The 15,554-nt window shown below is 44.0% G+C and carries 14 protein-coding genes, 1 rRNA gene and 1 other annotated feature; of the genes, 2 read left to right on the top strand and 13 right to left on the bottom strand.

Translation table 11 applies throughout. From position 1 onward, the window contains the following. Positions 1–200 precede the first annotated feature (200 nt). From ACR65F_RS17815 to ACR65F_RS17780, 8 genes are all read right to left on the bottom strand, one after another. Complete coding sequence (locus ACR65F_RS17815) at positions 201–800, bottom strand: hypothetical protein (protein WP_440505306.1); 600 nt, start codon at positions 798–800, stop codon at positions 201–203. Positions 801–1,129: 329 nt separating this feature from the next. Further along, positions 1,130–1,441, bottom strand: coding sequence for a hypothetical protein (locus ACR65F_RS17810; protein ID WP_440505305.1), 312 nt, complete (start codon positions 1,439–1,441; stop codon positions 1,130–1,132). 501 nt (positions 1,442–1,942) lie between these two features. Then, complete coding sequence (gene kynB / locus ACR65F_RS17805; RefSeq protein WP_440505304.1) at positions 1,943–2,581, bottom strand: arylformamidase; 639 nt, start codon at positions 2,579–2,581, stop codon at positions 1,943–1,945. A 27-nt stretch (positions 2,582–2,608) separates the two neighbouring features. Beyond that, positions 2,609–3,949 (bottom strand): sodium-dependent transporter, encoded by a 1,341-nt coding sequence (locus tag ACR65F_RS17800; protein ID WP_440505303.1) that lies wholly within the window; start codon positions 3,947–3,949, stop codon positions 2,609–2,611. Between the two features lie 32 nt (positions 3,950–3,981). Continuing rightward, entirely contained in the window at positions 3,982–4,827 is an 846-nt protein-coding gene (kynA, locus tag ACR65F_RS17795; RefSeq protein ID WP_039044284.1) for a tryptophan 2,3-dioxygenase, read from the bottom strand. A 21-nt stretch (positions 4,828–4,848) separates the two neighbouring features. Then, positions 4,849–6,132, bottom strand: coding sequence for a kynureninase (gene kynU / locus ACR65F_RS17790; protein ID WP_440505302.1), 1,284 nt, complete (start codon positions 6,130–6,132; stop codon positions 4,849–4,851). Between the two features lie 174 nt (positions 6,133–6,306). Beyond that, the gene (locus ACR65F_RS17785; RefSeq protein WP_039044282.1) at positions 6,307–6,975 is read right to left on the bottom strand and encodes a deoxynucleoside kinase; all 669 of its coding nucleotides are present in this window, start codon (positions 6,973–6,975) and stop codon (positions 6,307–6,309) included. Then, complete coding sequence (locus ACR65F_RS17780; RefSeq protein ID WP_440505301.1) at positions 6,976–7,608, bottom strand: deoxynucleoside kinase; 633 nt, start codon at positions 7,606–7,608, stop codon at positions 6,976–6,978. It lies immediately after the preceding gene. 135 nt (positions 7,609–7,743) lie between these two features. On the opposite strand from ACR65F_RS17780, the gene tadA reads away from it, so the two are divergent. Beyond that, complete coding sequence (gene tadA / locus ACR65F_RS17775) at positions 7,744–8,247, top strand: tRNA adenosine(34) deaminase TadA (protein WP_440505300.1); 504 nt, start codon at positions 7,744–7,746, stop codon at positions 8,245–8,247. Positions 8,248–8,275: 28 nt separating this feature from the next. Here the strand turns inward: tadA and serS are convergent, their stop codons facing one another. After that, entirely contained in the window at positions 8,276–9,559 is a 1,284-nt protein-coding gene (gene serS, locus ACR65F_RS17770; protein ID WP_440505299.1) for a serine--tRNA ligase, read from the bottom strand. 71 nt (positions 9,560–9,630) lie between these two features. Then, positions 9,631–9,843 (bottom strand) — a binding site (T-box leader). Positions 9,844–10,011: 168 nt separating this feature from the next. Here serS and pdxR point away from each other — a divergent pair. After that, the gene (gene pdxR / locus ACR65F_RS17765; RefSeq protein ID WP_440505298.1) at positions 10,012–11,421 is read left to right on the top strand and encodes a MocR-like pyridoxine biosynthesis transcription factor PdxR; all 1,410 of its coding nucleotides are present in this window, start codon (positions 10,012–10,014) and stop codon (positions 11,419–11,421) included. 21 nt (positions 11,422–11,442) lie between these two features. Here the strand turns inward: pdxR and ACR65F_RS17760 are convergent, their stop codons facing one another. The 4 genes from ACR65F_RS17760 to rrf all read right to left on the bottom strand — a co-directional run. Further along, complete coding sequence (locus ACR65F_RS17760) at positions 11,443–12,792, bottom strand: serine hydrolase (protein WP_039044277.1); 1,350 nt, start codon at positions 12,790–12,792, stop codon at positions 11,443–11,445. Between the two features lie 137 nt (positions 12,793–12,929). Beyond that, positions 12,930–14,396 (bottom strand): IMP dehydrogenase, encoded by a 1,467-nt coding sequence (guaB, locus tag ACR65F_RS17755; protein WP_440505297.1) that lies wholly within the window; start codon positions 14,394–14,396, stop codon positions 12,930–12,932. 107 nt (positions 14,397–14,503) lie between these two features. Then, positions 14,504–14,980 (bottom strand): glutathione peroxidase, encoded by a 477-nt coding sequence (locus ACR65F_RS17750; protein WP_440505308.1) that lies wholly within the window; start codon positions 14,978–14,980, stop codon positions 14,504–14,506. Between the two features lie 502 nt (positions 14,981–15,482). Beyond that, positions 15,483–15,554, bottom strand: a 5S ribosomal RNA gene (gene rrf / locus ACR65F_RS17745); the annotation flags it as partial.

Raw genomic sequence — 15,554 nt, 5'->3', positions numbered from 1 at the left:
GAAATTCACATGATGAATTTCCTGTGTTTTCATGCCAAAGGCATTTATCACAGAACTTGTCGCGCTGGCCCGTTTGCTTAATATGTTTAATATTGAAGATACATACTTATACAGCAAAAACAAAATCGGTTTTTAGCCGGGTAATTTGCAAAAGCTAGCTAAATTCATGAACATTTCATTTCCCAGAACTTTCTCCTTTCTTAATCTGTTTTTAGCTTTTCGATACGTTCTTGGTCAAGCGAAAAAGGAGTCGCACAAAAAACCAAAAACCCCGCTATCAGATATAAGAAAATACTAAGCCCAAAGTTAGGATGTGCTTGTGTAAAGCGCAGCATAGTAATGATTACAAGTCCTACGATAATAATGACTGCCAGCGCTCTCGGCAAATTGATGAGTTGCCTCGTCTTGCTGGGATTCACAAATACTGAAGTAATCCTCTCTTTCAATAAATGGCTGAATAAGAATAAAAACACTGTACCAATCAGGAATGGCCAAAAAGCTACCGAGCCATATGTCCCCCTAACAAAAGGCATCATTGCAAAAACAGATGATCCGATAAGCGCCCAATACAACTGAAGGGAATTGTACCGCCTCGGTTCGTACTTACTATAACGCTTCCATAATATTAGAAGGCGGAATATGATGAAAGTCTCCATTGTCAGATTGATGGGTAGCCAAATTAGAAAATGTCCTTCTGGTACAGCGCTGGCACCTAGTAGTAACAAGAAGTGTAGAAAAAATGTAAAGAGAATAAGATTATCCGCTTTCACTGGCTTGTTGATATTTTGTTGTGAATTCATAGGATCCCCTCCACTTATATTTCCCAAGAGAAATAATTGCAATTATATTCCTTTCGAAATAACGAAAATCAGTATTTCTTAACAAGTAACACTTCAAGCCATTCCCAATTAAAAACCCTGAATAAGGATTTTAAAAGAACTTTTAGAAAGGTAAATAGGCATATTAGTATTAGCCTATTATTAATTAGTTTTAGATTCTAAGAAATACTAAAACTAATAAGTTCATAACAAATACTAAATCAATTGATATAATAATATCCATTTCATTCTTACCCAAACTTTTAAATCATTTAACATTAAAAAATCTGGACCTATTGTTGAATAAGCTTTTACATTTCGCCTATACCGTATGAAAGCACAGTAACCAATGAGCTTATTGTAGTTAATGCCGCCAGTGAAACGGCAAAGCCTTTGTTCTTTTTAAATTTATAAACCACTGCAATAATCCCTGCAACAGACAAAAACACCCACACTGGAGTAAATATTAAACCTGAAATACTAGCTGGCATTAAAGAATATGAGTTAGTTAAGAATAACAACCAATTTAAAACCAATAATCCTAAAATTGTCCAAGAAACTTTGTATGGTTTCTTCCCTTCCTCGCTATTTTTGTCAGCCATAACAGCTGGAACAACAAACATTAAAAGTACAATAACGCCTATCAAAATTAAAAATAATAAAGAAATTGAAATGATAATTCCTCCTCTTTATTTCACTGAATGGACGCTTTATTTATAGTACTCACCGTTGCTTGGAGCGGAAGACGGAGGACTCCGAAGGGATCAGCCCCGCAGGGAGCGTTTTTTGCGACTGAGGAGGCTCAAGCCACGCCCCTCGGAAAGCGTTCCGTCTGGAGCGCAAAGCAACAATTTGCATACTAGATAGTGACCCGTTTGCAGTACATTGAATTCCTCAGTTTAAACCTATTGTACCAAATTCCCAATTATTTTGAAGTTTTATATTTAAATTTTCAATTTATATTAGCTTTTAAATCTACGACAATCAGCTTCACCACATTCCGATAACACACAATTTATATAACATAAATAATTACTCGCTTCTACAATTCTTGCTACATCTTGTACCATTCAAAAAGAGCTGCTAAAAGGAGAAGTTCTCCTCTAAGCAGCTCTTATACATTGTTATCTCTCCAGCGAACGCAACACAGCGCGCACCGGACTACCATCCGAGCCTTCCAGCGCAAGTGGAAGTGCAATCAGCTCGTATACTCCAGGCGTCACGTTGGACAATACGGTGTTCTCCAAAATGTTTACGCCGTTATCGTAAAGCGAGTGATGCGCATCCATCGTTTTGCTGTCGACCGAATCGACGGATGGGACGTCGACGCCAATTAACCGAATTCCCCGCTCCTTCAAAAATGGACCAATGTCTGCCTTCAACACGGGGTAGTCTTCCGGAAACGTATTCGGATCAGGGTGACCTCCTGTTTTAAGAAGAAGTCGCTCCACATCTTTAAAGTCAAACCCCTCAAGTTCTGCACGACCGATTTCTGCATGGCCTGTGACGTCGACAATCATAGCCGGCCCGATATACAAAGACAAATCGAGTTCATGCACACGCTTGCCGTCATTATCATAGTGGAACGGAGAGTCAATGTGCGTCCCTGTATGGACACTCATCGAGACTTGACCGATATTCACGGAGCCTGTCTGTTCTTTCGTAAACGTCAGCTCATAATTGAACGGAGTATCCCCGGGCCATTCTGCAATCGAATTGCTGAGGGGCTGTGTGATGTCAATCCATTGTGTTAACTTCTTCATGCCCATCATCCTTTCTAGTTACACGTATCAAAGATTATTTATAAATACAGCTACGATTGTCAGTGGTACGACGACAGTCATCAAGACGAGCCATACGCGGAACAATCCATGAGAATCATTTGTACTCAAGTTGAATTCTTGTTTTACAAGTTCACGATCCATTCTGTGGATGATGAACACTGCAATTAGTAAGTTTCCGAGTGGCAGAAGTATGTTACTAACGAGATAGTCCGTGCTATCGAAAATACTTTTGCCATTAATCATAAAGGACTCCAGCAAACTGGATGACATGGCGGATGGAATTGCCGCCACGAACACGATGAGCCCCGTAAGCCAAGCAACCGTCTTCCTTGTACGTTTGCCATTTGCCGTTAGTGCAGCGACAATGATTTCGTACAAACTGAACGATGACGTCAATGTCGCAAATAAGAACAGAAGCAAGAACATTGCTAAAAATAGTTCCCCGAATGGCATTTGGCCGAACACTTCCGGCAATACCATGAACAGCAATCCAGGCCCTTCGTCAGGCGCTAGCCCGAACGCAAACACAACCGGGAAAATCGCAAGTCCTGCTAGCAACGAAACAAAGATGTTCATGCCCACGACAGATCCTGCTGATGACCGCAAGCTGACGTCTTTTTTCAAATACGAACTGTACGTCACCATACACGAAAACCCGACGGCTAACGAGAAGAACGATTGCCCAAGTGCATAGAGAATCGACTCACCCGTTATCTTCGAGAAGTCCGGCGCTAAGAAAAACTTCACACCTTCCATTGCACCATCTAATGTCAGTGAACGCACCACTAAGATTATGAAAAAGACGAATAGCAGTGGCATCATATATTTGTTGGCACGCTCAATGCCGTTTTGAATCCCTGATGCAATGACGATGACGTTAATGACCGTAAATAGCAGTAATCCGAGCAACGTAATCCAAACAGAACCGGTGACCGTGCCAAATAGCTCGCCGTAGTTCGTTCCATCCCCGATTACCTGACCTGGGATTGCAAGTCCGCTATAGACGAGCACCCATCCGCCAACTACACTGTAAAAAGAAAGCAGTAAGAAGCATCCTAAGACACCAAGTCGACCGATCCACACCCACAAACTATCCGGTGCTAACTTTTTATAGGCACTGATTGCTTCCTTACCTGTACCACGCCCGATGATAAATTCAGAAAGCAGCATCGGTAAACCAATGACCAAGGTGAAGACGATAAATAACAGGAAGAATGCACCGCCCCCACTCATCCCCGTCACATAAGGGAATTTCCAGATGGCCCCGAGTCCGATCGCAGCCCCCGCAGATGATAATATAAATCCTAACTTAGAGGACCATTGCTCAGTTCGTCCCTTCTCCTCCATACAACTCCCCCTCTTTCATCTCTCTATCGTTCTTACAATTTAGTTCGCAAATCCCATAGTTCAGGGAAGAACCGATGGTCGAGTACGTGGCGTAAGTAGTTCACACCAGACGAACCGCCTGTACCTGTTTTAAATCCGATAATTCGTTCTACCGTTTTCATATGCCGGAACCGCCACTGCTGTAGCCAATCCTCAACGTCCACAAGTTTCTCAGCAAGCTGATACAAATCCCAATATTTATCGACATCGCGATAGACCGCTTCCCAAGCTGCTTCAACAGTTGGATCCCCTGCATACGTGACACTAAAATCGCGGTCAAGCAATTCCGGATTAATCGCAAAACCAGCTTTTGCTAATGCCCGAATCGCCACGTCATAAATACTCGGTTGGTTCAACGCGTCTTTTAGCATCGCATGCACTTCCGCGTCCTTCTCATAAATCTTTAAAATATGAGAAGACTTATAGCCAAGTGCGAATTCGATTAGACGATACTGATAGGACTGGAATCCAGATGCTTTACCGAGTGAATCGCGGAATTCCAAGTATTCAGCAGGCGTCATTGTCGAGAGTACGTCCCATGCTTGTATGATTTGAGATTGAATTTTCGTCACACGGGCTAGTTTTTTGAATGCGGACTGCATTTCACCCTTGTCGATTGCGTCAATGGCTGCCGTTAGCTCGTGCAACGTTAGCTTCATCCATAGTTCGCTCACTTGGTGGATGATGATGAACAACATTTCGTCGTGATGCCCTGACAGTCTCTCTTGACTCGATAGAATCTGATCTAGATGCAAGTATTCCCCGTACGTCATATCCTTTTTAAAATCAGTGTGAATGTCCTCTTGATCCAAATTCAAATCTGAAATCCCTTTATTCATCACAAATCCCCCAGTTCTCGTTTACGCGACGACTTCTCGCTTATTTTCAAATTGCTTATATTGTTCTTCGTCCATGATACGCTTTAAAATGTTCACCGTCTCAAGCACTTCTTCAAACGTGTTATACAGTGCAACTGGTGCCAGACGGATTCCATTCGGCGTGCGGAAATCCGGAATAACCCCATTTGCTTTCAGCGCTTTACAAATACGTGCCGCTTCTTGATGAACGATGAATACATGACCACCGCGTTCCGCATCAACTTTCGGACTCGTTACCGTAAATCCATACTCTTCAAGTTCCAGGTTGATTAACTCCTGCAAGTAACCCGTCAATGCCAGTGACCGTTCTCGAATTGTGGCCATTCCGACTTCGTTCATGAGTTCAAGTGAACCGATCAACGGTGCGGAACTGAGTAAGTTAGGTGTGCCCATCTGAAGCGCCCCAGCACCTTCTGCAGGAGTAAACGTATGCTCCATATCGAACTGGCGGTCTTTCGCTGAACCGAACCAACCTGCAAGTCCAGGTTGCACTCCAAAATGCATTTTGTTGACGTAAATGCCACCCGTCGCGCCCGGTCCACCATTTAAGTGTTTATAATTACACCAAAATGCGAAGTCGACATTCCAATCATCCAATGCATGTGGAATCGCTCCAATCGAATGACACAAGTCGAAGCCAACTAAAATCCCTCGTGCATGAGCCGCTTCTGTTACCTTCTCCATGTCGAGAATTTGTCCGCTACGATATAGAACTCCGGACAAAATCACAACGGCAACGTCATCGGTCATCGCCTCGATAATGTCTTCCGTCTGCAGTGTTTGTCCATCATGGCTTTTCACTTGAATCAGGTGCTCTGCAGGATCTAGTCCATGCAGCTCTAGCTGACTTTTTATCGCGTAAATATCTGTCGGAAAGTTTAATTCATCGGCTAAAATTTTTGTTCGACCGGTTGAGGGTTTGAAAAATGTTGCGAGTAGCTGATGGAGATTCGAGGTAGTCGAACCTGTCACAATCACTTCTTCAGCTTCCGCGCCGATCAGCGGAGCAAGGGACGCACCTAATTCTTCGGACAAGTTAAACCAAGGACGCTCACCTTGCATCCATCCGTCAATGCCATGGGTCTTCCATGAATCCAGAATGGCGAGTAATGAGGTTTCTGCACGTTTTGATAATAATCCAAGAGAGTTGCCGTCAAAGTAGATGACTTCTTCTTGTACGTAAAACTCTTCACGCCGGCTTGCCACGGAATAGCGTTGCTCGAGCTCATTGGCATACACAATCGTCGATTTTTCGTTCGCAGTCATAGGGAATCGCTCCTTCACAATGGAATTTTCTATAGGGTTCACTATACGTGAATCATTTTCAACGCGTCAATAACGCTTGTTCACGGATAGGAATACTCTATTCTTCCATTCGATAAAAAATGAAAAAAACCTTTCCTGACAGGTTTTCGCTGCCGGAAAAGGTCATTTGCTTTGTTAGCTACGAAGCGGTTCTGTTTGAGACAGAATGCCGCCAATCTTCTCGACGATCAGTTCCACTTCATGAGCGTTCGTGATTAGGTCGTAGTCATTGATGTCTAAGCGAAGCACCGGGCAAGCCGTGAATGAGTCAATCCACTTCTCATACCGTGCATGCATTTCTTCCCAATACGTAATCGGCGTCTCTTGCTCCATCTCACGGCCCCGTTCATGAATGCGGTCAATAATGCTATCCAGCGGACCTTCCAAGTAGATGAGTAAATTTGGATGTGGGAAATAGGGAGTCATGACCATCGCGTCAAACAAGTTTGTATACGTCTCGTAATCGACAGGATCCATCGTACCTTCTTCCATGTGCATGCGTGCAAAGATTCCTGTGTCTTCATAAATCGAACGGTCTTGAATGAATCCGCCGCCATATTCGAAGATACGTTTTTGTTCTTTGAAACGTTCTGCCAGGAAGTAAATTTGTAAATGGAAACTCCATTTCTTGAAGTCTTCATAGAATTTATCCAAGTACGGGTTTTGATCTACGTTTTCAAAAGACGTGCGGAAACCTAGCGCTTCAGCAAGTGCTGTCGTCATCGTCGATTTTCCGACACCTACTGTTCCAGCGATTGTAATGACCGCATTTTGCGGAATTCCGTATTTTTCACGTAAGTTCACTTAAACTACCTCTTTCTGGATGACGGCATTGACTGCGTCAAGGATATATTGGCGGTCGCGGGAGTTGGCAACGAAATCGAGTTCATCTCCATTGAAACGCAAGACTGGAATTTCAGGATGCAACCGTTCGAATCGATTGATGAATGTATCGTAGTCTTCGGACAACTGGCGCAAATAGTTTGGATCCATACCCCGTTCATAGTCACGACCTCGCATTGCAATTCGCTTCATGAGTGTGTCGAGGCTGGCATGCAAGTATACGATGACGTTTGGGACAGGCATACCTGCGGTCAAGATGGTATAGATTTGCTCGTATTTTGCATAATCGCTTTCAGAAAGACTGCGTTGTGCAAAAATGAGATTCTTAAATATATGATAGTCTGCGACGACAGGCTTGTCTTCTGCTAGATAGTGTTTTTGAATGTCGCCGAGCTGTTTGTATCGATTGCAAAGGAAGAACATTTCGGTTTGAAAGCTCCACTCTTCGATGTCGTCGTAAAATTTATTGAGAAACGGATTTTCATCCACGATTTCCATGAGTAGCTGGAATTGGCGGTTGTCTGAAATCGCTTTGGACAACGTCGATTTTCCAACCCCGATCGGTCCTTCTACTGCAATAAATGGAATGGTCATGACCAACGCTCCTGTCTTTCACTTAATGTCGTCCCTTTAGTTTATCATAGGAGTCACTCATTTGGTTGTGACAGTTTTTCCACGTGGAACATTCTGTTTAAAAGCGTGATACACTGAGGATAAGGAGCGATGAGTATGAATGTGAGCGAGCAAGATCAGTACTTTATGGAGTTGGCGATAGCGGAAGCGAGAAAAGCGGAAGCGCTCGGTGAGGTACCTATAGGTGCAGTGATTGTATATCAAGGTGAAGTGATTGCGCGTGCTCATAATTTACGCGAGACGACGCAAAATGCGGTCACTCACGCGGAGCTTTCTGCAATTCAAGATGCATGTGAGGTCATAGGTAGCTGGCGACTTGAAGAGACCGCTCTTTACGTGACGCTTGAACCTTGTCCGATGTGTGCAGGAGCTATTTTACAATCGCGAATCCCTACAGTTGTCTATGGCGCTCGAGACCCAAAGGCAGGGTGTGTCGATTCCCTCTATAGATTGTTGAACGACGAACGGTTCAATCACGAATGTGAGGTCCGTGAAGACGTCCTAGGGGAACAATGCGGTGCACTCCTTACGAACTTCTTCAGAGCGTTGCGTGAAAAGAAAAAACAAGCGAAAAAAAAAGCGACACCGGAAGCAGAATGACTTCCGATGTCGCTTTTTACTTTCACTCTTATTCAGTAACTGTAATGTACTCTTTTCCACCCATATAAGGACGCAATACTTTTGGAATCAAGACAGAACCGTCTTCTTGCTGATTGTTCTCAAGCAATGCAGCAACTGTACGCCCAATTGCAAGACCACTGCCGTTTAGTGTGTGCACATACTCCGGCTTACCTTTTGCTTCACGACGGAAGCGAATGTTAGCACGTCGCGCTTGGAAATCTTCAAAGTTTGAACAAGAAGAAATTTCACGGTACGCGTTTTGTGCTGGGATCCATACTTCCAAGTCATACTTTTTCGCAGCTGTGAATCCAAGATCAGCTGTACACATTTTCAACTTACGGTATGGAAGCTCAAGCAATTGCAATACTTTTTCCGCATGTCCTGTCAGTTTTTCCAACTCGTCATACGAATCCTCAGGCTTCACAAAACGGACTAGCTCCACTTTGTTGAACTGATGCTGGCGGATCAACCCTCGTGTATCACGACCCGCAGAACCTGCTTCAGAACGGAAGTTTGTGCTGTACGCTGCAAAGCCTTTCGGAAGCATGTCAGCATTCAGGATTTCATCCCGATAAAAGTTCGTCACTGGTACTTCAGAAGTTGGAATCATGAAGTAATCTTCTTTTTCAACGAGGAATGCATCCTCTTCAAACTTCGGTAATTGCCCTGTCCCCGTCAAGCTTGTACGATTCACAAGGTACGGCGGTAACATTTCTTCATAACCATTCTCATCCTGATGCAGATCCATCATGAAATTGATAAGTGCACGCTCTAAACGTGCGCCCATGCCGCGGTAAAATACGAAACGGCTTCCCGTTACTTTTGCTGCTCGTTCAAAGTCAATAATTTTCAAGTCCGTCCCGATTTCCCAATGCGGCTTCGGTTCGAACGAAAACTCTGGCGTCTCTCCCCATTTACTAACTTCCACGTTATCATCTTCGCTGTCACCAACAGGAACACTTTCGTGCGGAATGTTCGGAACGCGCATTAGGACGTAATCCAATTGTTCTTCGACTTCATTCAATTCCGTGTCGTATGCTTTAATGTCTTCGCCGACTTTACGCATTCTCAAAACAAGCTCGTCAGCGTCCTCTTTGTTACGCTTCATCTCCGCCACTTTCTGAGACACTTCGTTACGCTCCGCTTTTAGCACCTCGACTTTTGCTAATAATTCACGGCGTCTGTCATCGAGCGCTGGGAACTTGTCCAACTCAGAGATATCCTCTCCACGCATGGCAAGCTTTTTCTTCACACCTTCAAAGTCTGTACGCAACACTTTTCTGTCTAACATTACGATTCCTCCTCAATTGGTTGTAACGATTTCCGAAATTCGAGCACAAAAAAAGCCCTCCATCCCCTATCAATAGGGACGAGAACTACCCGCGGTACCACCCAGCTTAATCAGCACAATGCCGATTCACTCCAGGAAGATAACGGCTCCGGTGCCGGCACAAACCTACTTCTGTTCAGTTTGGCTGCTCAAGGATGGATTCACAGTTGTTTTCACCGACTCGCACCACCCGTCGACTCTCTTTAGAAAACTTAGCTGCTACTACTTCCCTTCATCGTCTTACGTCTTAAATTACTTTAACTTTACTATACGCCGAAACGTTTGGCAAGCAAAGGCTGAATTTAGAAAATAGATGTCATTTTCACTTTCATCTGCTTACGGTATACTTCACTTATAACCTTTACAAATTTTATATGTATGAGAAATCGACAGGGTCAGAATGGAGGATATTGATGGAAGAGTGGTTACTTTTATTGGATAAATCCCATGCAATTCCTCTTTATGAACAAATTTATAGGCAAATGAAACAGGATATTACGGATCAGCGGATTCCTGTCGGTAAAAAACTACCGTCTAAGCGGAAGCTCAGTGAATTTCTTTCAGTCAGCCAAACAACAATTGAACTTGCTTACGGTCAGCTGGTTTCCGAAGGATATATCACGGCAGTCCCTCGTAGTGGCTACTACGTTCAAGACATAGAAGAACTCGCCTATACTGAGTCTGCAGAAGTGAAGGAGGTGCTCACTCCTGTAAGACCCACAGCAGCAATCGACTTTTCACCCGGAATGGTGGATCCCGCATTGTTTCCTTTTTCGAAATGGAGGAAAGTAGCGAAAGACGTCATCGACGAACACGCCGCTCACTTATTGCAACTTGGTGATCCTCATGGTGATGTGGAACTGCGCAATGAAATTGCCACGTATTTGTATCATTCACGAGGTGTTATTTGTACGCCTGAACAAATCATCGTTGGGTCGGGAACCGAGCAACTCATTCCACTCATTATCCGGATTCTTGGTGAAGAAGCCGTGTATGCGGTGGAAGATCCAGGTTACCCACTGACGCATCACGTATTTGACCATCATTTAAGGCCAGCCATTCCCATATCCGTGGACGACGATGGTATGGACGTAGATGCACTACAGCGCTCGTTGGCAACAGTTGCATATGTAACACCTTCCCATCAGTTTCCTACAGGTACCGTGCTCTCTGCACCACGCAGAGCCGCATTGCTAAACTGGGCATCTGCCAATCCGCAACATATTATTATCGAAGACGACTATGATGGTGAATTCCGTTATGCGGGGCGGCCGATTCCTTCCCTTCAAGGAATGGATCGTGGGGAAAACGTTATCTATTTGAGTACGTTCTCTAAATCACTCATGCCATCGCTACGTATCGCCTACATGGTGCTCCCAAAAGCGCTTCTGGAGCGTTATAAAGGGGCGTTCATCCAATACGCTTCCACCGTCCCGCGACTCGATCAGCACATGCTTGCACGCTTCATGGCAGAAGGACAGTTTTCAAGACACTTGAATAGGATGCGCAAAGTGTATCGGAAAAAACTTCAACTGCTTACGGGAACCCTTACTCCTTATGAACCTACAATCTCTTATTCAGGAGACGAAGCTGGAATGCACATCATCGTAACTGTACATAAACAGCAAACAGAACCTGTACTAGCTGACCTTGCTCTTCAGGCGGGTATACGTGTCTACAGCTTGCAAGACTACAAGTCCGGACATGCTACAGGCTCACCATCCTTTTTGCTTGGCTTTGGTGGATTGAGCGAACACCAAATAGAGCGAGGCATTGAAAAACTCATGAACGTCTGGGGCATACAAAAAGCGGAGCAGCGCTAGATAGCGTCTGTTCCGCTTTTTTTAGTTGAACAAGCCTTTTACGAAGCCTGTCCCACTATCCCAAAGACCTGAGAAGAAGTGGCCGATGCCTCCCATTGCTAGAGAGAACCAACCCGCCTTTTCAACAGCTTCTTTTGTTACCACTTCGGACTGTACGTTTTCCCCGTTGATAAACCCAGAGTCTTTTGAGCCATCCTTCTTCACGAGCTCTACGTGCCCGACAACTGTACCTTTTTTAATAGGTGCTTGAAGAGAACCGTCTTTCAGCTTCTTCTTATCGATGACTAATTTAGGTGTATACTGATCTTTTTCACTCGTTCTAACCATCATTTTAATCGGTTCTTTTACTTGAACAGCAACGTCTTTCTCTTTCCCTTTCAGAACCTTCAGAGTCTCTTCACCTTTGAACTGGTAGCCTTCAGGAACAAACTCCACTTCAGAGAACTGTGAGAAACCATAATCGAATAGGGAACGTGTTGCGTCAAATCGAGCTTTATAGGATCCTTCACCTTTAGTGTCAACAGCTTTCATAACAACTGCAATGACACGCTTACCGTCACGAATTGCAGTTCCTGTAAAGCAATGACCTGCAAAGTCGGTTGTTCCTGTCTTCAAACCATCTACACCTTCATAGGCATATAAGAAACCTGGCAACATGGAGTTCCAGTTGATCATATTGATCGCGTCTGAAGTACCCTCACGAAATACCTTTGTTGGAATCTTTGTAGTATCGAGAACTTGAGGATAATCATTGACTAGCGCATATGAAAGCTTAGCAACCGATTTAGCCGGCATTACGTTTTCATCTTCAGGACCTGATCCTTCTGGATGCATGCCTAGTAAATCTTTATTATTCAACCCTGTTGAGTTGACAAACTTATAGTCCTTCAACCCAAGCTCTTTTGCTTTTTCGTTCATGAGCTTTACGAACTCTTTTTCAGTTCCACCGATTGTTTCTGCAATCGCAATCGTTGCCGCATTCGCGGAATAAATTGCAAGAGCTTCATACAATTCTTTAATCGTATACGAACCATCTCTTCGTAGCGGCACGTTACTCAACTTACGATTTTGAGACACCGTGTATGTATAATCTGTTACTTTATACTCCTGATCCCAAGTAATAGATCCTTCATCAATTGCTTCGAATAGAAGGTACTCGACCATCATTTTTGACATGCTGGCAATGCCAAGTGGAGCGTCTGCATTTTCTTCATATAAAATCTTTCCGCTATCCGCGTCAATTAGAATGGCAGCATCCACATGGAGGCCAAGCGCCGATTCCGCCTGAGCGGGTGTTGTTGCACCAAATACTGCTACGAGCAAGACTGCCGAACATAATACAGACAGCCATCTGTTCTTCATCTTCTTCACATTTCTACCTCCGTCATCGCGATTTACTCCCATAGTTTATCATACCTAAAGGAAGGGATGGATACAAAATAAAAAAAAGCACCTTTCCGCCCATATAAGACGAGAAGAAAGGTGCTGAAGTTCCTGAAGAACTAGTTTTATGAAATTGTATAGTTCGGTGCTTCTTTCGTAATCTGAACTTGGTGAGGATGGCTTTCTCGAAGTCCTGCACCTGTCATGCGGATGAACTGTGCTTCTTCACGCAATGTGTGCAAGTCTTTCGTTCCGCAATATCCCATACCTGAACGAATGCCTCCAACTAACTGATGAACTGTATCAGCGAGGGAACCTTTATAAGGCATGCGCCCTTCGATTCCTTCAGGTACAAGCTTTTTCGCGTCTTCTTGGAAGTAACGGTCTTTCGAACCGCGTTCCATTGAAGAAACAGAACCCATACCACGATACACTTTAAAACGACGACCTTGGAAGATTTCAGTATCTCCAGGGCTCTCAGTCGTTCCAGCAAGTAAACTACCGAGCATGACCGCATGTCCTCCCGCAGCAAGTGCTTTGACGATATCTCCCGAGAACTTAATGCCTCCGTCGGCAATAATCGTCTTGCCTTGCTTCCGAGCTTCAGCTGCACAATCATAGACAGCTGTAATTTGCGGAACCCCTACACCAGCAACAACTCGAGTCGTGCAGATAGAACCTGGACCAATTCCGACTTTCACCACATCTGCTCCTGCTTCATACAATTCATGAGCCGCTTCTGCAGTTGCAATGTTTCCTGCGATAATATCGAGGGTAGGATACGTTTCCCGAATCTTTTTCACCATATCAATAACACCTTTAGAGTGACCATGTGCTGTATCGATAACAATGACATCTACTTCAGCCTCTACAAGCTTCTGAACACGAACCATTGTATCCGATGTAACACCAACAGCTGCTCCAACTAGAAGTCGACCATGATGATCTTTCGCCGCGTTCGGGAATTCAATCACCTTTTCAATATCTTTAATGGTGATTAACCCTCGTAACGTTCCGTCTTCATCGGCAATCGGAAGTTTTTCTATTTTATGCTGTTGTAAAATCTTTTCTGCATCTTCAAGCGTCGTACCCACGGGTGCTGTCACAAGTTTTTCTTTCGTCATCACATCGTCAATTGTTAACGAATAATCTTGGATGAAGCGAAGATCACGGTTTGTAATGATTCCGACCAACTTCCGATTCTCAAGCGTATCTACAATCGGTACACCGGAAATACGATATTTCCCCATTAAATGTTCCGCATCGAATACTTGGTGTTCAGGAGTCAGGAAGAATGGGTTTGTAATGACACCATTCTCAGAACGTTTTACTGTGACAACTTGCTCAGCTTGTTCTTCAATGCTCATGTTCTTATGGATAACACCGAGACCACCCTGACGTGCCATAGATATCGCCATTTTAGATTCTGTGACCGTGTCCATTCCTGCACTAATCAACGGAACGTTAAGCTTAATCTTTTCCGTCAATTGAACAGACAATGATACGTCTTTTGGTAACACTTCAGATGCTCCTGGTATCAACAATACATCATCAAACGTTAGCCCTTCACGTGCAAACTTAGTTTCCCACATGCCTGATGCCCCCTTATAGTTTCGGTTAAATATTAGATAATAGGTTATCAGCGGCGTTAAGGTGTGTCAAGGAAGCAATGATAAGTAAAAGTATTAGCCCTTTTCTGTCATATTAACTTTTCAATTGCATCCTTCATTTTTAAAGGTCCTGTTTGCGGGGCAAAGCGATCGACTACATTGCCTTGTCGGTCTACAAGAAACTTCGTGAAGTTCCATTTGATCCCTTCCGTAAGCATCCCTTTCTTTTGCGATGAAAGATATTGAAACAACGGCTCTGCGCTATCACCTTTTACATCCACTTTTGCAAACATAGGGAAAGACACACCGAAGTTCATCCGACAAAACTCCTCAGCCTCATTACTGCTATCAAATTCTTGATTGTTGAAGTTATCCGACGGGAAGCCTAGAACGGTCAGTCCCTGGTCCTTATACATCTCATAGACCTCTTGTAACTCGTCAAACTGCTTCACAAAGCCACACTTGCTCGCAGTGTTCACTATGAGCAACGGCTTTCCTTCGAACTCAGAGAGCGATTGCTCGGTTCCATCAGGTTTCTGTACAGTAAACTCATAAACGGATTCCATGTGCGCCATCTCCTCGTGGGTTAGTCCCTTAACCATAAGGGAAACCTCCCCCCAGTGCAAAAAAGAAGTCTTGAATTAAAGGCACGGGATAGGGAGTGGTGTTGGAATGTGATTATGAGCCGTGGATTGTGCTCATTAACTCTGCATTTTGATCATAAAACCTGGGTTCCGCTCATAAACTCCGAATTGTGATCATAAACTCTGGATTCCGCTCATAAACCCTGCATTGTGATCATAAACTCTGGTTTCTGCTCATAAACTTCAGATTGTGATCATAAACTCTGGATTCCGCTCATAAACTTCAGATTGTGATCATAAACTCTGGGTTCCGCTCATAACTCTCAGTACCTAATCGTATTTCCACCTACGCAACCCACCATCTACAATAAGTTTCTCCCAAAAGAACACCATCCAACCAGCCTTTTAGAACTTAGATACAAATTAAATACAACAAACAAAAAAGCGAGCCAAGGAATGAAATCCTTGACTCGCTTTATAAATTGCCCGGCAACGTCCTACTCTCACAGGGGGAAGCCCCCTACTACCATCGGCGCTGAAGAACTTAACTTCCGTG

The organism is Sporosarcina sp. SAFN-010, assembly GCF_059415065.1.
This window is presented reverse-complemented; position numbering and strand designations above follow the sequence as displayed.